The organism is Streptomyces sp. NPDC014894 (assembly GCF_043080985.1).
Lineage (GTDB): Bacteria > Actinomycetota > Actinomycetes > Streptomycetales > Streptomycetaceae > Streptomyces.
On sequence record NZ_JBIBWD010000001.1, the window covers coordinates 906,673 to 926,217 of the forward strand.

Annotated in this window: 16 protein-coding genes and 1 riboswitch; of the genes, 12 read left to right on the top strand and 4 right to left on the bottom strand. The window is 73.8% G+C overall.

Annotated features, from left to right (window positions below):
- Window positions 1–31 precede the first annotated feature (31 nt).
- Complete coding sequence (gene rpe / locus ACF089_RS03955; protein WP_392021363.1) at window positions 32–712, top strand: ribulose-phosphate 3-epimerase; 681 nt, start codon at window positions 32–34, stop codon at window positions 710–712.
- 169 nt (window positions 713–881) lie between these two features.
- Entirely contained in the window at window positions 882–1,913 is a 1,032-nt protein-coding gene (locus tag ACF089_RS03960; RefSeq protein ID WP_392021366.1) for a sugar-binding transcriptional regulator, read from the top strand.
- A 226-nt stretch (window positions 1,914–2,139) separates the two neighbouring features.
- On the opposite strand, the gene ACF089_RS03965 is transcribed toward ACF089_RS03960, so the two are convergent.
- Entirely contained in the window at window positions 2,140–2,712 is a 573-nt protein-coding gene (locus tag ACF089_RS03965; protein WP_392021368.1) for a hypothetical protein, read from the bottom strand.
- A 402-nt stretch (window positions 2,713–3,114) separates the two neighbouring features.
- On the opposite strand from ACF089_RS03965, the gene ACF089_RS03970 reads away from it, so the two are divergent.
- The 9 genes from ACF089_RS03970 to ACF089_RS04010 all read left to right on the top strand — a co-directional run bounded on the left by ACF089_RS03970 (window position 3,115) and on the right by ACF089_RS04010 (window position 13,135).
- A complete protein-coding gene (locus tag ACF089_RS03970; protein WP_392021371.1) occupies window positions 3,115–3,870 on the top strand; it encodes a helix-turn-helix transcriptional regulator in 756 nt (251 codons plus the stop codon).
- A 68-nt stretch (window positions 3,871–3,938) separates the two neighbouring features.
- On the top strand, window positions 3,939–4,445 hold the full coding sequence (locus ACF089_RS03975; RefSeq protein WP_392021374.1) for a hypothetical protein: 507 nt from the start codon (window positions 3,939–3,941) through the stop codon (window positions 4,443–4,445).
- Complete coding sequence (locus ACF089_RS03980) at window positions 4,438–5,655, top strand: MAB_1171c family putative transporter (RefSeq protein WP_392021377.1); 1,218 nt, start codon at window positions 4,438–4,440, stop codon at window positions 5,653–5,655. Before ACF089_RS03975 ends, ACF089_RS03980 begins: the two co-directional genes overlap by 8 nt.
- The gene (locus ACF089_RS03985; protein WP_392021379.1) at window positions 5,652–6,560 is read left to right on the top strand and encodes an oxygenase MpaB family protein; all 909 of its coding nucleotides are present in this window, start codon (window positions 5,652–5,654) and stop codon (window positions 6,558–6,560) included. The genes ACF089_RS03980 and ACF089_RS03985 overlap by 4 nt, the downstream gene beginning before the upstream one ends.
- Window positions 6,561–6,751: 191 nt before the next feature.
- A complete protein-coding gene (locus ACF089_RS03990; RefSeq protein WP_392021381.1) occupies window positions 6,752–8,194 on the top strand; it encodes a GuaB1 family IMP dehydrogenase-related protein in 1,443 nt (480 codons plus the stop codon).
- A 146-nt stretch (window positions 8,195–8,340) separates the two neighbouring features.
- Entirely contained in the window at window positions 8,341–9,213 is an 873-nt protein-coding gene (locus tag ACF089_RS03995; RefSeq protein WP_392021383.1) for an RNA polymerase sigma factor SigF, read from the top strand.
- A gap of 366 nt (window positions 9,214–9,579) precedes the next feature.
- Complete coding sequence (locus ACF089_RS04000; protein ID WP_392021385.1) at window positions 9,580–10,035, top strand: Lrp/AsnC family transcriptional regulator; 456 nt, start codon at window positions 9,580–9,582, stop codon at window positions 10,033–10,035.
- A 530-nt stretch (window positions 10,036–10,565) separates the two neighbouring features.
- A complete protein-coding gene (locus ACF089_RS04005; RefSeq protein WP_392021388.1) occupies window positions 10,566–11,363 on the top strand; it encodes a carbon-nitrogen hydrolase family protein in 798 nt (265 codons plus the stop codon).
- 80 nt (window positions 11,364–11,443) lie between these two features.
- Window positions 11,444–13,135: a flavin monoamine oxidase family protein gene (locus ACF089_RS04010; protein WP_392021390.1), complete on the top strand. Its 1,692-nt coding sequence runs from the start codon at window positions 11,444–11,446 to the stop codon at window positions 13,133–13,135.
- Window positions 13,136–13,245: 110 nt separating this feature from the next.
- On the opposite strand, the gene ACF089_RS04015 is transcribed toward ACF089_RS04010, so the two are convergent.
- The 3 genes from ACF089_RS04015 to ACF089_RS04025 all read right to left on the bottom strand — a co-directional run bounded on the left by ACF089_RS04015 (window position 13,246) and on the right by ACF089_RS04025 (window position 17,130).
- Window positions 13,246–13,938: a DUF5995 family protein gene (locus ACF089_RS04015; protein WP_392021393.1), complete on the bottom strand. Its 693-nt coding sequence runs from the start codon at window positions 13,936–13,938 to the stop codon at window positions 13,246–13,248.
- A 74-nt stretch (window positions 13,939–14,012) separates the two neighbouring features.
- Window positions 14,013–15,440, bottom strand: coding sequence for a uracil-xanthine permease family protein (locus tag ACF089_RS04020; RefSeq protein WP_392021396.1), 1,428 nt, complete (start codon window positions 15,438–15,440; stop codon window positions 14,013–14,015).
- A 475-nt stretch (window positions 15,441–15,915) separates the two neighbouring features.
- Window positions 15,916–17,130, bottom strand: a complete 1,215-nt coding sequence (locus ACF089_RS04025) for an MFS transporter (RefSeq protein ID WP_392021398.1) — start codon at window positions 17,128–17,130, stop codon at window positions 15,916–15,918.
- Window positions 17,131–17,233: 103 nt separating this feature from the next.
- On the opposite strand from ACF089_RS04025, the gene ACF089_RS04030 reads away from it, so the two are divergent.
- Window positions 17,234–18,403 carry an ROK family transcriptional regulator gene (locus ACF089_RS04030; protein WP_392021401.1) on the top strand — a complete coding sequence of 390 codons (1,170 nt, stop codon included), beginning with the start codon at window positions 17,234–17,236 and terminating at the stop codon, window positions 18,401–18,403.
- A 948-nt stretch (window positions 18,404–19,351) separates the two neighbouring features.
- Window positions 19,352–19,482, top strand: a riboswitch (FMN riboswitch).
- Window positions 19,483–19,545: the final 63 nt, after the last annotated feature.

Below are 19,545 nucleotides of genomic sequence, written 5' to 3' on the forward strand. Positions count from 1 at the left end.
GAAGCGTCCCGGAGCATGGCAGTCTTGGGCCATGGCCGTACAGATCAATCCGAGCATCCTCTCCGCCGACTTCTCCCGCCTGGCGGAAGAGGCCAGAGCCGTCGAGGGCGCGGACTGGCTCCATGTCGATGTGATGGACAACCACTTCGTGCCCAATCTGACCCTGGGCGTGCCGGTCGTGGAGTCCCTCAGCCGGGCGACGGAGACACCGCTGGACTGCCATCTGATGATCGCCGACCCCGATCGCTGGGCTCCCCAGTACGTCGAGGCGGGGGCCGGTTCCGTCACCTTCCACGTGGAGGCGGCCGCGGCCCCGGTGCGGCTGGCGCGGGAGATCCGGGCCAAGGGCGCCCGCGCCTCGATGGCGCTGAAGCCCGCCACCCCGATCGAGCCGTACGAGGATCTCCTGCCCGAGCTGGACATGCTCCTGATCATGACCGTGGAGCCCGGATTCGGCGGACAGGCCTTCCTGGACATCATGCTGCCGAAGATCCGCCGCACCCGGCAGCTCATCGACAAGCACGGCCTGGAGCTGTGGCTCCAGGTCGACGGCGGGGTCTCGGACGCCACGATCGAGCGGTGCGCCGAGGCCGGCGCGGACGTCTTCGTCGCCGGGTCCGCCGTCTACGGGGCGAGCGACCCGGCCGAGGCGGTGCGCGCCCTGCGGGCGAAGGCCGACGGCGCCGGCGCGGGCCGGGCGTGCCGCCACTGACCGACCGCTGCAGCGATCACCGGCCGATCGGCCGGTGATCGTCACGGAGGGATTCGCGCGGGCGCACACGGCGCCACGGCCCGCGCGGCCCCCGAGCCACAACGAACGAACTCGGCCCATCGGGGCTGATCAACATCCATCGGATCTGACAGGATGACGGATCCGGAGTGTGAACGGCAGTGAGGAGATCGCGGTGTCGACGGGCCGGTCAGCTGCGCGGATGGGACCCGCGGAGCTGGTGCAGGCGGCGGCCATGGCCCGCCGCTTCTATCTAGAGGGCAAATCCAAGATCCAGATCGCGGAGGAGTTCGGCGTCAGCCGCTTCAAGGTCGCGCGGGTCCTGGAGACGGCGCTGGAGCGTGATCTCGTACGGATCGAGATCCGCGTTCCCGCCGAACTGGACGCCGAGCGCTCGGACGCGCTGCGGGCGCACTTCGGGCTGCGGCACGCGGTGGTCGTGGAGTCCCCGGCGGAGGCCGAGGAGTCGCCGGACCCGGAGAATCTGGGCGAGGTGGCCGCCGATCTCCTCGGCGAGCTGGTGGACGAGGGCGATGTGCTGGGGCTGGCCTGGGGCCGCTCCACCATCCATATGGCCGCGGCGCTCGACCGGCTGCCGCCGTGCACGGTCGTCCAGCTCACGGGCGTGTACGACGCGGGGACCGCCGAGCGCGGCTCGGTGGAGGCCGTCAGACGCGCGGCCCAGGTCTCCGGCGGCGACGCCCACCCCATCTACGCGCCGATGCTGCTGCCCGACGCGGCGACCGCCGCCGCGCTGCGGAACCAGACGGGCATCGCCCGCGCCTTCGACTACTTCGACAAGGTCACCGTCGCGGCCGTCTCCATCGGCTCCTGGGAGCCCGGCATCTCGACGGTGTACGACATGCTCAGCGACGAGGAGCGCGCGCGGTACGCCTCGTACGGGGTCGCCGCCGAGATGTCCGCGCATCTCTTCGACCGCGACGGCCGCCGGGTCGGCCGCGATCTGGGCGAGCGGTGCATCACGGTGGAGGCCGACCGGCTGCGCGGAATCCCCGAGGTGGTGGCGATCGCCGGCGGGGCGCGCAAGGCGGAGGCGATCGCGGCGGTGCTCCGCTCCGGTCTGGTCACCAGCCTGGTCACGGACACCGCGGCCGCCGATCATCTGCTGTCGGTCCCCGCGGGGCCGAGGCCCGCCCTGGAGCGCGCCGACCCCGACGACTGACCGGCGTACGCCCTCCTGCTCCTCCCCCTGCTCCTCTTCCGCCGTCGACGCCCGCGATCTCCGCCGCCCCGGCGGCTCGGGCCCGGCTCTCGCGGCCGGTCGGGGCCGTGTGTCAGCGGGCGGGCCGCGCGGGTCGTGCTCCGAGCCACCCGTACGGGTCGTGTGTTCAGGGACGAGCCGCCCGTCCGGGTCGCGCTGTGGGCGGTCGGCCCGTCGGGGTCGTGCTTCAGCGGGCAGCCGGCCGTCCCGGCTCCCAGGGGCACGGCCGGCGGCGCTCGCCCGCCGTGGTGAGCGCGGCGGTACGGGACGTTCGTCCGTGCGGCCCGGAGTCGATCGCCCCGAACCCCGAGAGCGCTCTGAGGTGCTGCCGTACGGCGGCGGACACGGCGGCGGCGGAGGGACGGCCCCCGGCGTCCGGGCCCGGGGTCCGGCCGGGGCAGAGAAAACTGATCTCGTGATCGGCCGCCGCCCGCGCCAGACCGCGCGTCTCGTCGTCGGCGGCCCGGCCCAGCTGGAGCCACACCGATCCGATGGGCAGATGGGGCAGCACATGCGGGACGACCGCCTGGTCCAGGATCCGCGGATCGCGGAAGACCGTGACGGTGATCTCCGTCCGGGCGAGCCCCCGGACCCAGTCCCCCTGGGAGGCGATCAGCTCGGCGAACGCGGCGGCCGCCCGGACGGAGCAGCCGCCGGGCAGGATCCAGGAGGCCGCGGACACCCCCGCCGCGCAGAACTCGTTCGCGATCCGGCGGGCGTCGGGATCCGATCCGAGTACGGCTGCCCGGTGGAATAACATCGTCAGCGACCTCACAACGCGGAGAAGCATGAGCGAGCGGCGGCGCGGCAGGCGTCTCCCGGGCGGAACGGCCCCGCCGCGGCCGGTGTCGGGCCGTGGAACGGCCGCCGGACGGACTCCGCCCCGACCGGGCGCGGACCGTCGCACCGGCCCGTGTGGTCAATAATTCTTTACCCTACGCGGTGCGGCCCGGATCGCACAGGCCCCACGGCGAGGAGGCGCGCCCCGAGAGGGCGTTCACGGCCGGCCGGGGCGCTCGGCGGTGGTTCCAACCCTCCCCAACAGCCGTACAATCAGCGGAGCCAGACGGTCAGTCAACTTTCCTTGACCGTCCCGTGTGCCCCGCGCCTACTCGTGCCGTGAATCGCTCCGCGGACGCGTGACCAGGGAGGTCCCCAACGCATGACGGATGAGTCCGGTGCGGCGGAGCTGCCCCGGCGGGTGGCCGCACGGCTGAACCTCCTCTTCGACGTGATCCAGCCCGCAGCGCTCCAACGCCCCTGGAGCAGCGCGGAGGTCGCCGACCGCGCCGGAGTCGACACCGCGTACGTCGACGGGCTGCGCGCCGCGACCCTCTCCCCGGACGAGATCGACCCCGGGATCGGCGAGAAGCAGCGGGAACGGCTCTTCGCCCAGCGCCTCGAATGCCTCTTCCGCACCCGGCTCTCGCCCCGGACGGGCAAACGGGTCACCCAGACCGAGGTCGCCGAGGCGCTCAAGAGCAACAAACAGCACGTCGGCAATCTCCGCGCGGGAAAGAACAATCCCTCGATCGTGCTCGCCCAGAAGTACGCCGACTACTTCAACGTCGACGTCGGCTACTTCAGCGCCGCCCCGCTCAGCGCCGTCGCCGCCTGCTTCGGACACTCCAGGGACTTCCTCGTCCGCCACGACGACGATCCCTATGTCGTCCACGCCACCGCCAATCTGCGGCTGCTGCGCGCCATGGCCGACAAACGCGTCCGTCATGTGGTCGGACGGCTGGTCGACCGGTACGAGGCGGCCTCCGGGGAGAGCCCGGACGACGACGCCCCGGACCACGACGCGCCGGGCGACTCGCCGGGCGTCGGCGCCCCGGGCGACACCGCGGGCGGTTCTCCGGGAGGGAGACCGGTCGGGACCTCCTGGGGCGGAGCGCCCCCCGGAGGCGGCGGATGAGCCCGCCGGCGCCCCTGTGCTCCTCGCGGCCCGCACTGTGCCGATGGCACATACCGGAAGGTGACGACATGGGCGCCCTGTCGCTGTGGTGGATGCGATGGCGCTGGGCACGCCGGATCCGTACCGAACTCGCCCTCCCCGACGCCCCCTCCCTCCAGGAGGTCATCGACGCCGTCGCGGCCCGGCGGGGCCGCCCGATCAGACTGCTCGTCGAACCCCTGGAGCTGCGCGTCTCCGGCTACTGCGCCCAGTCCGACGAGGCCGACTACATCTATGTGGACGCCAACGCCGGACCGCTGCTCCAGTACCAGGTCGTCTGCCACGAACTCGTCCACCTCCACCTCGGCCATGAGCCGGCCGACCACGGGGCGATCGACGACGACGTGGCCCGGGCCCTCTTCGACACGGTCAGCCCCGACGTCGTACGACTGGTCCTGGGCCGGGACGCCTACGACGAGGACGCCGAACTGGAGGCCGAGGTCATCGGCACCGTCCTGCTCCAGTGCATCGATCTGTCCCGGCAGTCCAATCCCGCCCTGACCGCCTCCTTCGAGATCGGGAGCACGGGTGTCTGAGAGCGCCTACGACGCCGTCTACCTAACGGTCAGCTGTGCCGCGTACACCATGTTCCTGCTGAGACTGCTGCGGCTGCGGGTCGCGCCCTCGGGCCCCCTGCTGATCACCACCGCGGCCCTCTTCTGGGGCGCGACCGCCTTCCTCTTCGCCGCGCCGACCGTCTACCGCGCGGTGGGGGAGACCACCGGGGTCCCCCAGCTCGCCACGCTGCTCGTGTACGGCTCGGTCATCGTCTACGGCGGGCTCGCCCAGGCCATGGCGCTGATGTGGACCCCGACCGAGCGCTCCGACACCACCGGCGCACGCCCCCGGATCCGCCGTCAGATCGCGCTCTACACCGCGCTGGCCGCGCTCCTCGCCGTGCTCTTCCTCAGCGCCGCCCCCACCGGCCCGGAGACCCCGCTCACCTTCGACGTCGACCAGGCGGGCGACCCGGTGCTGCTGGTCTTCCTCCTGCTCTACCAGGCCGGCTGGTTCGCCGCCTGCCTCTACATCGCCGCCATCGGCCGCCGCCATCTCCGGCTGGTCGGCCGCGACGAGCCCCGGCTCCGGCGCGGTCTGCTCGCGGTCACCGCCGGCACCCTCGTCTGCGGGGCCTACGGCATCGCCAAGGTCATCGCGATCGCCGGGGCGGCCTCCGGCGCCTACCGCGTCGACGTGCTCAGCAATGTCGTCGGCCCGATGGCCTCCGCCCTGGGCGCCGCGCTGATCGTCACCGGCTTCTCCTACCCCGTCCTGTGCAAATGGCTCGCCGACCGCCGGGACTACCGGCTGCTCGCCCCGCTGTGGGAGGCGGTGGTACGGGACCACGCCCCGCGCCACGTCCTCTCCTCGGCTGCCCCGCTGCTGGGGCGGTTCTCCCTGGGCAGCACCGGATTCCTGCTGACCCGCCGGATCATCGAGATCACCGACGCCCAGCGCTCCCTGCACCCCTACCGCACCGGCGGCCCCGCCGAGGCGATCCGGGGGCGGGCGGGGGAGCACGGGCTCAGCGGGCCCGAGCTGCGGGCCGCCGAGGAGGCCGCCGGACTCCTCGGCGCCGTCCGCCGGGCCGCGGCGGGCGCGGACCGCGACGTCCGGCCCGCCCCCGCGGGACCGGGCCGGCTCGCCACCGACGCGGACGCCCGCGTCGAGCGCGAACAGCTGGTGCGCGTCGCCCGGCTGCTCGGCCACCCCGCCGTCCGCGAGGCCGCCGGAGCGTCGGCGTGACGGCCGCCCCCGGGCCGCCGCCGCCCCGACCGGAGCCCGCCGCCGATCCGGAGGCCCCCTTCGCCCAGCCGTACGTCCGAGCCCAGCCGTACGTCCGAGCCGAGGCGGACACCGCCGCCGAGGCGGGCTCCCTCGCCGAGCCGGGCGCCGCCGCCTCCGAGCCGTACGCCCCCGCCCGGACGGAGGCCCCCGCCCCCGATCCGTACGCCCCCGCCGAGCCGGACTGGGCCGCCTACCAGCGGCTCGCGCGGACCAGCCCCAAGGCCCTGAAGACCGGCCTCAACCTGGCCTTCTACCGCTGTTTCGCGGTCCCCGGGATCGCCACCGCGCTGGCCGCCTCCGGCGGCATCCTCCGGCAGCCCCTCACCCGGGCCAAGGCCACCGGCCTCCCTCTCTTCCAGCTCCTCGAATCCGGCTTCGACTCACCGGAGGCCCGGCTCGCCGTCCGCCGTCTGCGCGCCGCGCACCACGGGCTGCCCGCCGACGACGACGCGTTCGTCTACGTCCTCGGCCTGTTCTGCGTCCATCCGCTGCGCTTCATGGCGCTGTACGGACCCCGGCCGCCCACCGCCGCCGAGCGGGCCGCCTCCCACGCCTTCCACGCCGAACTCGGCCGCCGTCTCGGTCTGACCGGAGTGCCCGCCGACCACGACCGGCTGGCGGAGTTCGTGGACGCCTACGAGGCCCGCTCCTTCCGCCCCACACCCGAGGGCCGGGCCCTGTGGCGCTCCGCGCGGAGCGTCTTCGAGCAGCGGCTGCCCGGCCCGCTCGCCCCCCTCGGCCCGCTGATCGCCGAATGCCTGATGGACCCGTCGATGCGGATCCTCGGCATCGGACGGCGGCCCGCCCCCCTGCGCGCCCTCGCCCGGGCCGTCGTCCGCCGGGCCCTCGCCCGCGAGGGCTGACCCCGGGAACCCGGGCGCGACGCCCTGACCTGCCCGTACCCCCCTTTGGAGGATCCGCTTGACCCCGGCCCCGCGCGCTGGAGCTTCCTCCCACGGGGTCCGGGCCCCACCCCGTGGGACAATGAAGTACGTGCGTTTTCCCCCGCTCATCTGCCCGGGGGCCAACTCCGATCGACTGGGATGTTCAGCACGTGCGTTTCCTCAATGATCTGAAGCCGCCGTACGACCTCACGTATGACGACGTGTTCATGGTCCCGCGCCGCTCGGCGGTCGGTTCCCGCCAGGCCGTGGACCTCTCGTCGCCCGACGGCACCGGCACCACCATCCCGCTGGTCGTCGCCAACATGACCGCCATCGCGGGCCGCCGGATGGCCGAGACGCTGGCCCGCAGGGGCGGCCTCGTCGTCATCCCCCAGGACATTCCGATCGAGGTCGTCACCGACGTCGTCTCCTGGGTCAAGACCCGTCATCTGGTCCTCGACACCCCCATCGTCCTCGCCCCCCACCAGACCGTCGCCGACGCGCTCTCCCTGCTGCCCAAGCGGGCGCACGACGCGGGCGTCGTCGTGGACGGCGACCACCGCCCGGTCGGCGTCGTCACCGACGCGGACCTCGCCGGAGTGGACCGCTTCACCCAGCTCAGCGAGGTCATGTCCACGGACCTGCTGCTCCTGGACGCGGACATAGACCCCCGCGAGGCCTTCCACCGCCTCGACCACGCCAACCGGCGCTACGCCCCCGCGGTGGACGGCGACGGCAGGCTGGCCGGCATCCTCACCCGCAAGGGAGCCCTGCGGGCGACCCTCTACACCCCCGCCGTCGACGAGGCCGGGAAGCTGCGCATCGCCGCCGCCGTCGGCATCAACGGCGATGTGGCGGGCAAGGCCAAGCAGCTTCTGGACGCGGGCGTCGACACCCTCGTGGTGGACACCGCCCACGGCCACCAGGAGTCGATGATCTCCGCGATCAAGGCGGTCCGCGGACTCGACCCGCGCGTCCCGATCGTCGCGGGCAACATCGTCGCCGCCGAGGGCGTCCGCGATCTGATCGAGGCCGGCGCGGACATCATCAAGGTCGGCGTAGGACCCGGCGCGATGTGCACCACGCGCATGATGACCGGCGTCGGCCGGCCGCAGTTCTCCGCCGTCCTGGAGTGCGCCGCCGAGGCGAAGAAGTACGGCAAGCACGTCTGGGCCGACGGCGGGGTGCGCCACCCGCGCGACGTCGCCATGGCGCTCGCCGCCGGAGCCTCCAACGTCATGGTCGGCTCCTGGTTCGCCGGCACCTACGAGTCGCCCGGCGACCTCCAGCAGAGCGCCGACGGACGGCTCTACAAGGAGTCCTTCGGCATGGCCTCCGCGCGGGCCGTGCGGAACCGCACCAGCGAGGAGTCGGCCTACGACCGCGCCCGCAAGGCGCTCTTCGAGGAGGGCATCTCCACCTCGCGGATGTTCCTCGACCCGGAGCGCCCCGGTGTGGAGGACCTGATCGACTCCATCGTCGCGGGCGTCCGCTCCTCCTGCACCTACGCCGGCGCGGGCTCCCTGGAGGAGTTCGCCGAGCGGGCCGTCGTCGGTGTGCAGAGCGCCGCCGGATACGCCGAGGGCAAGCCGCTGCACGCCAGCTGGAGCTGATCGCCGTACGCTCCGGATCCGGTCCCCGGGAGGTCTTCGGGGGCCGGATCCGCGGTTTCCGCACACCGCCGAAAGTTTTTTGGCATGGAAGGTGTGCGCCGGGGTAGGCGCGCCTTTGCACTGACCACGGAGCAGGGGAGGACTAAGTGTTCACGGCGAGCCAGGTCACGACCGAACTCACACAGCCGGGTACACGGGGGCCGAGCACGGAGCTGCACCTTCCGGAAGTGCCCGACCCCGGGGCTGTGGCCCCCAAGGACGCGCGTGAGATCTCCCGGATCTTCTTCGTGCGCCTCGCGGAGCTGGAGGAGGGCACCCGCGACCACCAGTACGTGCGGAACACGCTCATCGAGCTGAACCTCGCGCTGGTGAAGTACGCAGCCGGCCGGTTCCGCAACCGGGCCGAACAGATGGAGGACATCGTCCAGGTCGGCACCATCGGCCTGATCAAGGCGATCGACCGGTTCGAGCTGAGCCGTGAGGTCGAATTCGCCACCTTCGCCGTCCCTTACATCGTCGGTGAGATCAAGCGGTTCTTCCGGGACACCAGCTGGGCCGTCCATGTGCCGCGCAGGCTCCAGGAGCTGCGGATCGACCTCGCCAAGGCGACCGACGAGCTGTCCCAGCGGCTGGACCGGTCCCCGACCACCGCCGAGCTGGCGGAGCACCTCGGGATCGACCAGAACGAGGTCATCGAGGGCGTCGTCGCGAGCAACGGCTACACGGCGGGCTCGATCGACATGCCCATGGAGGACTCCTCCGACCACACCTCGACCCCGCTCTCCGACCGGCTCGGCGCTCCCGACGCCGATCTGGAGATCGCCGAGAACGTCCAGGCGCTCAAGCCGCTGATCGAGGAGCTGGACGAGCGCGACCGCAGGATCCTCCGGATGCGGTTCGGCGACGAGCTGACCCAGTCGGAGATCGGCGCGGAGCTGGGCGTCTCGCAGATGCATGTGTCACGGCTGCTGACCCGGATCACCACGCGACTCCGCGAGGGGCTGCTGGCGACCGAGTAGCCCGCGGCGGCCTCACCCCCCCGGGCCCCGGGCACGCGCGCCCCGGCCGTGGGACGAACCGGAACTCTCCGGCTCGTCCCACGGCCGGGGCGCGCGCTCGTTCCCGGCACACCCGGCCGAGGCCCGCAGGGCCGGCCCACCGCCCGACACGAGCGCGCCGCCCGGCGACCGGCCCCCGCCCCGGCGCTCCCGCCGGGCCGCCGCCCCGCCCAGTCCACCCCCGTGGGCCTGGGCGTACCCGCTCCGCCGGCGGCGCCGCCCCGGCCGGGCGTCGTTCCGGATCAGACGCGCGGCCGTGTTCTACTGCGGTGACGGCCTCGCGCCGCACCCCACCCACCGGCCCGGCAGAGAAGTGATCCGCCCGCAGTGCTCCTCAACGACCTCGACGCACGCATCGTCCACGCCCTCGCGGAGGACGCCCGCCGCTCCTACGCCGACATCGGCGCGATGGTGGGACTCTCGGCCCCCGCGGTGAAGCGGCGGGTGGACCGGCTGCGCGCGGTGGGCGCGATCACCGGTTTCACCGTACGGGTCGACCCGGCCGCGCTGGGCTGGGAGACCGAGGGGTACATCGAGCTGTACTGCCGCAGCAACACCTCCCCCGAGGCCATCGAACGCGGTCTGAAGCGCTACCCGGAAGTCGCCTCCGCCTCCACCGTCACCGGGGAGGCCGACGCCATCGTCCAGGTCTTCGCCTCCGACATGCGCCACTTCGAACGCGTCCTGGAGCGGATCGCGGGCGAGCCCTTCGTCGAGCGCACCAAGTCCGTGCTGGTGCTCTCGCCGCTGCTGCGCCGCTACTCCTCCGGTTCGCCCGCCTGACGCCCCGCCGCACCCGGCCCGCCGGACCCGCCGCGGAACCCCGCCCGCCACGGCGCCGCACCCGCCTCGGTCGCCTCGGTGGCGCGTGCGCCCCACCCGCGCCGGTCCTCACCGACGCGATCACCCGGCGTCTCTCACGGCGGTGACGTCTCTCACGGGACGGTACGGAGCACCTCATGGCGGCCCTCTCGATCAGCGGCGTCGGACGAACCGGGCAGGCCCCACTCTTCCGCCGCCGCGCCCCCGGCGCATCGTCCCCGAGGACGCCCCCGTCTCCGCCGCGCGGCGGGCGGCGTCCCGTACCACCGGCGGAGGGGCCCCGGCCGCGCGGCGGAGCCGTATACGGCCGCCGGAGCCGCACTCCGCGCAATGAATCGCCGCCGGCGGTTCGCATCGCGCAACGAATCGCCTGTCGGAGCGCAACGCTCGCGCCTTGCCCGCACCCGAGCCCGGACCGTACGGTTTTGAAGGTTCTCTGTGCCCCGGGACTCCCCGGTGCTTCCCACCCCGTACATCGCCCGAGGTCAGCCATGCCGCCGCTGCGCACCGCACTGCTCCAGAGCTCCGGACGGCCGGGCTCGCCCGGTGAGAATCTGACGGCGCTCGACGCCGCGGCGGCCCGTGCCGCCGAGGGCGGGGCGCGGCTGCTGATCACCTCGGAGATGTTCCTGACCGGGTACGCGATCCGCGACCGGGTGCCCGCGCTGGCCGAGACCGCCGACGGCCCCGCCGCCGGGACCGTCGCCGAGATCGCCGCCCGCCACGGCCTCGCGATCGCCTACGGATACCCCGAGCGCGACGGGGAGCGGATCTTCAACTCCGTACAGCTCATCGACTCCTCGGGCGAGCGGCTGGCGGGCTACCGCAAGACGCATCTCTTCGGCCCCTTCGAACAGCGCTGGTTCACCCCCGGCGACCGGCCGGTCGTCCAGGCGGAGCTGGACGGCGTCCGGATCGGGATGCTGATCTGCTACGACGTGGAGTTCCCGGAGAACGTCCGGGCGCACGCGCTGGCGGGCACGGATCTGCTGGTGGTGCCCACGGCGCAGATGCACCCCTTCCAGTTCGTCGCCGAGTCGATGATTCCGGTACGGGCCTTCGAGAGCCAGCTGTACATCGCGTACGTCAACCGGACCGGCTCCGAGGGCGCGTTCGAGTTCGTCGGTCTGAGCTGTCTGGCCGGACCGGACGGAGTGGCCAGGACCCGGGCCGGGCGGGGCGAGGAGCTGGTGTTCGGCGAGGTCGACCCGGATCTCCTCCGCGCCTCCCGGGCGGCCAATCCCTATCTCCGCGACCGCCGCCCCGATCTGTACGCGCCGCCGGCCTGACCCTCCCGCGACGCGCCCGCCCCGCGGTCCCTCCGCTTCCCCCGCTCTTCCGTTTTTCCCGTGCAAGGAGTCCGTACCCCATGACGTCCACGGTGCCCACCGCCGTCCAGCGCACCGACGCGCAGCCGCCGATCACCATGTTCGGCCCGGACTTCCCGTACGCGTACGACGACTTCCTCGCCCACCCCGCCGGGCTCGGCCAGATCCCCGCGACCGAGCACGGCACCGAGGTCGCGGTGATCGGCGGCGGTCTCTCCGGGCTGATCACCGCGTACGAGCTGATGAAGATGGGGCTCAAGCCGGTCGTCTACGAGGCGGACCGGATCGGCGGACGGCTGCGCACGGTCGGTTTCGAGGGCTGCGATCCCTCGCTCAGCGCCGAGATGGGCGCGATGCGCTTCCCGCCGTCCTCCACGGCGCTCCAGCACTACATCGACCTGGTCGGGCTGACCACCACCCCGTTCCCGAACCCGCTCGCCCCGGGCACCCCCTCCACCGTGGTCGATCTCAAGGGCGAGACCCACTACGCCGAGACCATCGACGACCTGCCGCAGGTCTACCGCGATGTGATGGACGCCTGGAACGCCTGTCTGGAGGAGGGCGCGGACTTCTCGGACATGAACCGCGCGATGCGCGAGCGCGACGTGCCGCGGATCCGGGAGATCTGGGCGCGGCTGGTGGAGAAGCTGGACAACCAGACCTTCTACGGCTTCCTCTGCGACTCCGAGTCGTTCGCCTCCTTCCGCCACCGCGAGATCTTCGGCCAGGTCGGCTTCGGCACCGGAGGCTGGGACACCGACTTCCCCAACTCGATCCTGGAGATCCTCCGGGTGGTGTACTCCGAGGCGGACGACCACCACCGGGGCATCGTGGAGGGCAGCCAGCAGCTTCCGCTGCGGCTGTGGGACCGCGAGCCGTCGAAGATCGTCCACTGGCCGCTCGGCACCTCGCTCGCCTCCCTGCACGGCGGCGACCCGAAGCCCGCCGTGACCCGGCTGAACCGCACCGCGGGCAACCGGATCACGGTCACCGACGCCTCGGGCTCCATCCGCACCTATGAGGCGGCCGTCTTCACCGCGCAGTCCTGGATGCTGCTGTCCAAGATCGCCTGTGACGACTCGCTCTTCCCGATCGACCACTGGACGGCGATCGAGCGCACCCACTACATGGAGTCGTCCAAGCTCTTCGTCCCCGTCGACCGGCCGTTCTGGCTGGACAAGGACGAGGAGACCGGGCGGGACGCGATGTCGATGACGCTCACCGACCGGATGACCCGCGGCACGTATCTGCTGGACAACGGGCCCGACGCGCCCGCCGTCATCTGCCTCTCGTACACCTGGTGCGACGACAGCCTCAAGTGGCTGCCGCTCTCGGCGCACGAGCGGATGGAGGTCATGCTGAAGTCGCTGGGCGAGATCTATCCGAAGGTCGACATCCGGCGGCACGTCATCGGCGACCCCGTGACGGTCTCCTGGGAGAACGAGCCGTACTTCATGGGCGCGTTCAAGGCCAATCTGCCCGGTCACTACCGCTACCAGCGGCGGCTGTTCACCCACTTCATGCAGGACCGGCTGCCCGAGGACAAGCGGGGCATCTTCCTGGCGGGCGACGACATCTCCTGGACGGCGGGCTGGGCCGAGGGAGCCGTCCAGACCGCGCTGAACGCGGTCTGGGGCGTGATGACGCACTTCGGCGGCGCGACGGACCCGGGGAACCCCGGTCCGGGCGATGTGTACGACGAGATCGCGCCGGTGGAGCTGCCGGAGGACTGACGGTCCGGGCCCGGACCGGCCGGACCCGTGGTCCGGGCCGGGGCCGGGTCAGGGCTGTCGGCGTGACGGTCCGGCCGGAGGGGCACGGCGGCCCCGTCCGGCGGTCCGGGTCAGGGACACGGCGTCAGCAGACAGCGGCCCACCAGCCCCGCCCCCGCGTCCAGCCGCTCGGCGAACTCCTCGGCGAGCTGGGGCAGATCCCGGATCCGCCACAGCAGCCGGGCCGCCGACCAGGCCCCGTCGCGGGCCCGGTCCAGGCTCCAGGCCCCCGCCAGATGGGTGAGCGGATCGGCCAGCTCCAGCACATCGGGGCCGGGCATCAGATCCTCGCGGACCCGCTCCTCCACGAGGGCGAGGACGTCGCCGACGCGGTCGAAGTCCTTCTCCAGATCCGCGGGCTCGCAGCCCAGCGCCCGGCAGGAGTCGACCACGGCGAGCGCCAGATCGTGCCCGATGTGCGCGTTGATCCCGGCCAGGGCGAACTGCACCGCGCGGATCCCGGGGTGGTGGCGGTACTGGAACAGCGGCCGCCAGCAGGCGGGCGGCCGGGCCCCGCGCTCCGCCGCCGCCACCGCCGAGAGATAGCGCCCGGCGAAGAGCACGCTCAGCGAGGTCGCCGCCCGGCGGTCGCCGAACTCGCCCGCGTCGACCCGCCGGCCGATCTCCTCGTTCACCGCGAGACAGACCCGGTTGAAGACGCTCACCCCGTCGGCCGCCGGCCGACGGGAGCCGAGATCCCGCATCCGCGCCACGACGTCCGCCATGCCGGCCGTCTCCGTCGTGGTCCGTTCCCTGTACGCCATGGGTGCAGCGTCCCAGCCGGCGCGCCGTTCCCGGGGCGCGCGGCCCGGACTTCCCCGGAACGGGGGACGTACGGCTAGCGCTCGCCGCCGCTCTTGCCGCCGCCGCGGGTCGCGGGGCCGGAGCCCGCGCTGCCGGAGTCGTACGCCGAGGTGCCCTCGTCCAGGAGCGGACGCTGCTCCTTCAGATGCGCCGGGGCGAAGGCGCGCAGGACGTGGTAGCCGGTGATGACCACGATCGTGCCGAGCGCGATGCCGCCCAGCTCGAAGCTGTCGGTGATCTTCAGGCTGACGCCGCCGACGCCGATGACGATGCCCGCGGCGGCCGGGACCAGATTCAGCGGATTGCTCAGATCGACCTTGGCGTTGATCCAGATCTGCGCGCCGAGCAGGCCGATCATCCCGTAGAGGATCACGGTGATCCCGCCGAGGACTCCGCCGGGGATGGCCGCCACCACCGCGCCGAACTTCGGGCAGAGCCCGAAGAGCAGGGCGAATCCGGCGGCGGCCCAGTAGGCGGCGGTGGAGTAGACGCGGGTGGCGGCCATCACGCCGATGTTCTCGGAGTACGTGGTGTTGGGCGGGCCGCCCACGGCGGTGGAGAGCACCGACGCCGCGCCGTCGGCGGCGATCGCGGTGCCGAGCTTGTCGTCGAGAGGGTCGCCGGTCATCTCGCCGACGGCCTTGACGTGTCCGGCGTTCTCCGCGATCAGCGCGATGACCACGGGGAGCGCGACCAGGATCGCCGACCACTCGAAGCTGGGGCCGTGGAAGGAGGGCAGTCCGATCCAGTCGGCCCGGCCCACCGCGGAGAAGTCGAGCCGCCAGTGGTCGACGGCCTCGCCGCCGCCCAGCGGCGAGTGGATCTTGCCGAAGACCCGGTCCAGGACCCAGGAGAGCAGATAGCCGAAGACCAGCCCGAGGAAGATCGCGATACGGGAGAGGAAGCCGCGCAGACAGACCACGGCGAGCCCGGTGAAGAGCATCGTCAGCAGCGCGGTCCACTGGTCCTGCGGCCAGTAGGTGCTGGCGGTGACCGGGGCCAGATTGAAGCCGATCAGCATGACGACCGCGCCGGTCACGATCGGCGGCATCGCGGCGTGGATGATCCGCGCGCCGAAGCGCTGGACGGCCAGCCCGGCGAGGAAGAGCGCCGCGCCGACGACGAGGACCGCGCCCGTGACGGTCGCGCTGTCGCCGCCGCCCGCCCGGATGGCGGCGGCCACTCCGACGAAGGAGAGCGAACAGCCGAGATAGCTGGGCACCCGGCCCCGGGTGGCCAGCAGGAAGATCATCGTCGCGACGCCGGACATCATGATCGCGAGGTTGGGGTCGAGCCCCATGAGCACCGGCGCGACGAACGACGCGCCGAACATGGCCACGACGTGCTGGGCGCCGAGGCCCGCCGTCCGCGGCCAGGAGAGCCGTTCGTCGGGGCGTACGACGGCTCCCGGAGCGGGGTTCCGCCCGTCGCCGTGCAGGGTCCAGCGCACGCCGAGGTTCACGGGCCGCTCCTTCTGTGTCCTTGGGGGGTGTTCGAGGATCGGCGCAATGGTAGTGCGAGTTTCGGCCAGGGGTTCCCTCGGCCGCGGCCGTGCGGGGGAGGACCACCCGGGGGCCTGGGGCCGGGCCCGGCCGGGGCAGGGGGCGGAGGCCGGAGCCGTACGCGAGACGCCGGAGCCGTACGCCGGGGCCGGACCTGGCCGGGTCCGCCCGGGCCCGCGTTCCGGCCCCCGGAGCCGCCGGGGCCTGGCCGGGGGTACACGGCGGGCGGGCGCCTTCCGCGCGTCTCCGTCCGGGCCGGGCTCGCGGGCCCGGCCCGAGGGACGGGCGGTTGGCCGGAACGCCTCCCCTCACGGATGGGCGGGGGAGGGGGCGGCCAGGTGGGTAACGGCGGCCCGGGGCGCGGGGAGTCGGGCCCCGCCGCACCGCACCGCGCCGGGTCCGTACCCGGCGCCGACCGGGCTCCGGGCCCGGGTCTCAGACCGTCGACTCCGACGCGGAGCGGTCCCCCGAGGCGCCGGCCGGCTGTTCCGCGCGGGCCGAGCGGAGCACGCCCGCGCCCAGGATCAGTCCGAAGGCCAGCGCCGTCACCAGTCCGAAGGAGACGATCAGGCTGGTCGCGTCCGCCACCGCGCCGATCGCCGACGGGGCGATCAGCCCCGAGGTGTAGGTGATCGTCGCGACGCCCGCGATGGCCTGGGAGGGGCGCGGCCCGCTCCGGGCGGCCGCGGCGAAGGCGATCGGGACGACCACGGCCACGCCGAGGCCGATGAGTCCGAAGCCGGCCAGCGCCAGGGCCGGATGGGGGGCCAGCACGACCAGCAGACCGCCGCCGGTCGCCAGGACGCCGCCCCACCGGACCGTGCGCACCGCGCCGAACCGGTCCACCACCCGGTCGCCGACCAGCCGGGCCACCGCCATCGTGAGCGCGAACGCCGTGGTGGAGGCGGCCGCGAGACCGGCCGAGGTCCCCAGCTCGTCGCGGAGGTAGACCGCCGACCAGTCCAGGCTCGCGCCCTCCGCGAAGACCGCGCAGAATCCGACCGCGCCGATGATCACCGCGGACTTGGGCGGCAGCGCGAACCTCGGCGGGGCCTCCTCGTCGGGGGTGCTCCGCAGGTCCAGCACTCCCTGGCAGGCGATCAGCCCGAGCACCGTCAGCACCGCGGCCGCCAGCGCGTGGTGCAGCCGGGCGTCGGTGCCCAGATGCGCGGCGAGGGTGCCGCCCGCCGAGCCGATCAGCGTGCCCACGCTCCACATGCCGTGCAGGCTGGACATGATCGAGCGGCCGAGCCGGTTCTCCGTCTCCACGCCGAGCGCGTTCATCGCCACGTCCGACAGCCCGGCGGCGGCCCCGTACAGGAACAGCGCCCCGCACAGGGCGAGCAGATTCGGGGCGAGGGCGGGGAGCACCAGCGCCAGGGTCCACAGCGCGAGCAGTCCGCGCAGGGCGTTGCGCGCGCCGAAGCGGTGGCTCACCGCACCGGCCAGCGGCATCGTCAGCGACGCGCCGATGGCGGGGAAGGCGAGCGCGAGCCCGAGCTGTCCGGCGCTGACGCCGGCGTGGTCCTGGATCCACGGGATACGGGTGGCGAAGCTTCCGGTCACCGCCCCGTGCACGCAGAACACCGCCGCCACGGCGAACCGCGCCCGTTTCCATCGTTGCCGCTCCGCGACCGCTTCGTGCGCCATGTCGGCGTTCCTCCCCTGTCCGTTGGTGAGGAGTAAACTATCAGGAACCCTGCCTGATAGATAATGGTCACGACGGGGGAAGTCGATCTGAAAGGATTCCGGCATGCCCGCATCCCCGAGCACCGCCCGGGCCATCAACGATCGGCTCGCGCTCGAACTGCTTCAGAGCGAGGGCCCGTTGACGGCCGGACAGCTGAAATCCATGACCGGACTCTCCCGGCCCACGGTCGCCGATCTGGTCGAGCGGCTCCAGGAGTCGGGGCTCATCCGCGTCGTCGGGGAGACGGGCGCCCGCCGTCGCGGCCCCAACGCCCGGGTGTACGGAATCGTCGCCGACCGGGCCCATCTCGCGGCCCTCGACGTCCGCACCCAGGGCGTCTCGCTCGTCGTCGCCGACCTTCTCGGCGACACCCTGGCCGAGGCGTATCTGCCCATCGACGGCGACACCCGACCCGAGCCCGCGGTGGAGCGGGCGGTGGCGCTGCTGGAGCGGACCGCGCGGGACGCGGGCGCGGCCCGGCTGCACAGCGTCGGCATCGGCGTGCCCGGTCTGATCGACCCGGCCACCGGGGAGCTGCGCGACGCCACGGGCCTGCCCGCCTGGCACCGGCTGCTCGTCGCCGAGCTGCAGAAACGACTCCCCGCGCGGGTGGTGCCGGAGAACGAGACCAATCTGGCCGCCGTCGCTGAGCAGCGGGCCGGCGCGGCCCGGGGCCGTGACACCTTCGCCTTCCTCTGGCTCGGCCACGGGGTGGGCGCGGCGCTCTTCCTCGACGGCCGGCTGCGCCGGGGCGCGTCGGGCGGCGCGGGCGAGATCGGATTCCTTCCGGTGCCGGGCACCGGGGGGCTGCCGACCGCCCACGGCTGCGACGGCGGCTTCCACTCGCTGGCCGGTTCGGGCGCCGTCTCCGTCCTCGCCGAGGAGCACGGCGTCAAGGCCCCGGACGCGCCGGGTCCGGCGGCGGCCGCGCTCGTGTCCGAGGCGGTGGCGGCCGGCGAGGACGCCTTTCTGGACGCGCTCGCCGGGCGGCTGGCCGTCGGCGCGGCGGCGGTGGTCTCCGTCCTCGACCCGGGGTGTGTGGTCCTCGGCGGCGAGGTGGGGCTGGCGGGCGGCGCGGAGCTGGCGGCCCGGGTGGAATCCGCGCTGGCGGCGCTGACCCCGCTGCCCACGCTGGTGCGCGCGGGGGAGCTGGGCGGCGCGGCGGTGCTGCGGGGGGCGCTGCTCACGGCGCGGGACGCGGCGCAGGAGGAGCTTTTCGGCCCGGGGGCGTGAGGTCGGGCCTCGGGGCTCCCGGCGCGGGCGGAGGGAAGCCCGACGACGGCAAGGGCCGGGACTCCGCCGCCGGGCGTCCGCCACCCCGCGCGCGTGCGGAGGTCAGCCGAGCGTAAAAGGACTAGACCAGACGGGTCAAGGGGTGGACGCCCCCCGGCCCCGCAGCCGGGGCCCGCCCTGCCCGCAAGCCCCGCGCCTGCCCCCGGGCCCGCCCTGTCCGCAGCCCCGCGCCGCCCCCGCGTCCGCGCCCGGCACCCGCCCTGTCCGCAGCCCCGCGCCGCCCCCGCGTCCGCCCCCGGACCCGCCCTGTCCGCAGCCCCGCGCCGCCCCCGCGTCCGCCCCCGCGTCCGGCACCCGCCCCGTCGCTCCCGTGAGCCCGGGCCCCGGGCCACCGCAGACCTGGGGATCGACCTCCCGTGTGTCTGAGCCACACCTTCCGTGCGCCGTCCGCGCCGCCCGATCCTTCATGAGAGCCCTTCCCTGAGCCTCCGGGCCCGGCTGTCCTCGGCCCCGTGCCGGGTCTCCCGCGGGCCCGGGGCCCGGCCTCCCGTGCCCGAGCCCGGCCTCCCGTACCCGTGCCCGAGCCCGGCCTCCCGGCTTCCCGTGCCCGAGCCCGGCCTCCCGGAGGCCCGACCCGGTACCGAACTCCCGCGGATCCGCGGGACCCGCCGCCCGCCGCCCGCCGCGCGCCCGCCCCGGCCCTCCGTCGCCCCGGGGCCGGCTGCCTGCGCGAAAGCCCTGGCCCCTGGCCCCTGGCCCCCGGCCGAGCCTGAGACACGGCCGCCCGGGCGGCCCCGCCCCCCCGCCCCGCAGCCCCCGGCACGGGACCCCGTGAGCCCCCGCCACGCCCCCCGCGGGCCCCCGGCCCGCCCCCCCTTGTGAGTCAGACCACACCCATCACCCGCATGGCCCACAGCCACCCGTGGCAAACTGGCCCTGTATCAGCAGCAGCGCACTCCGGGGTCGGTGAAAGTCCGAACCGGCGGTTACAGTCCGCGACCCGTCCGCAGCCAGCGGCCGGTTGACCAGGTGAAATTCCTGGACCGACGGTTAAAGTCCGGATGGTAGGCAGTGCGCGGCGGGCGGCCCTTCACACGGCATGCCGGCCCTCGGCGGCGGCTGATCGCCCTCTGTGGCGATCG

What these genes read in the sequence shown, in the direction of transcription:
- rpe (WP_392021363.1), top strand. Translation starts at nt 32, where the DNA reads ATGGCCGTACAGATCAATCCGAGCATCCTCTCCGCCGACTTCTCCCGC.
- ACF089_RS03965 (WP_392021368.1), bottom strand. Translation starts at nt 2,712, where the DNA reads ATGTTATTCCACCGGGCAGCCGTACTCGGATCGGATCCCGACGCCCGC.
- ACF089_RS03970 (WP_392021371.1), top strand. Translation starts at nt 3,115, where the DNA reads ATGACGGATGAGTCCGGTGCGGCGGAGCTGCCCCGGCGGGTGGCCGCA.
- ACF089_RS03975 (WP_392021374.1), top strand. Translation starts at nt 3,939, where the DNA reads ATGGGCGCCCTGTCGCTGTGGTGGATGCGATGGCGCTGGGCACGCCGG.
- ACF089_RS04005 (WP_392021388.1), top strand. Translation starts at nt 10,566, where the DNA reads ATGCCGCCGCTGCGCACCGCACTGCTCCAGAGCTCCGGACGGCCGGGC.
- ACF089_RS04010 (WP_392021390.1), top strand. Translation starts at nt 11,444, where the DNA reads ATGACGTCCACGGTGCCCACCGCCGTCCAGCGCACCGACGCGCAGCCG.
- ACF089_RS04015 (WP_392021393.1), bottom strand. Translation starts at nt 13,938, where the DNA reads ATGGCGTACAGGGAACGGACCACGACGGAGACGGCCGGCATGGCGGAC.
- ACF089_RS04025 (WP_392021398.1), bottom strand. Translation starts at nt 17,130, where the DNA reads ATGGCGCACGAAGCGGTCGCGGAGCGGCAACGATGGAAACGGGCGCGG.
- ACF089_RS04030 (WP_392021401.1), top strand. Translation starts at nt 17,234, where the DNA reads ATGCCCGCATCCCCGAGCACCGCCCGGGCCATCAACGATCGGCTCGCG.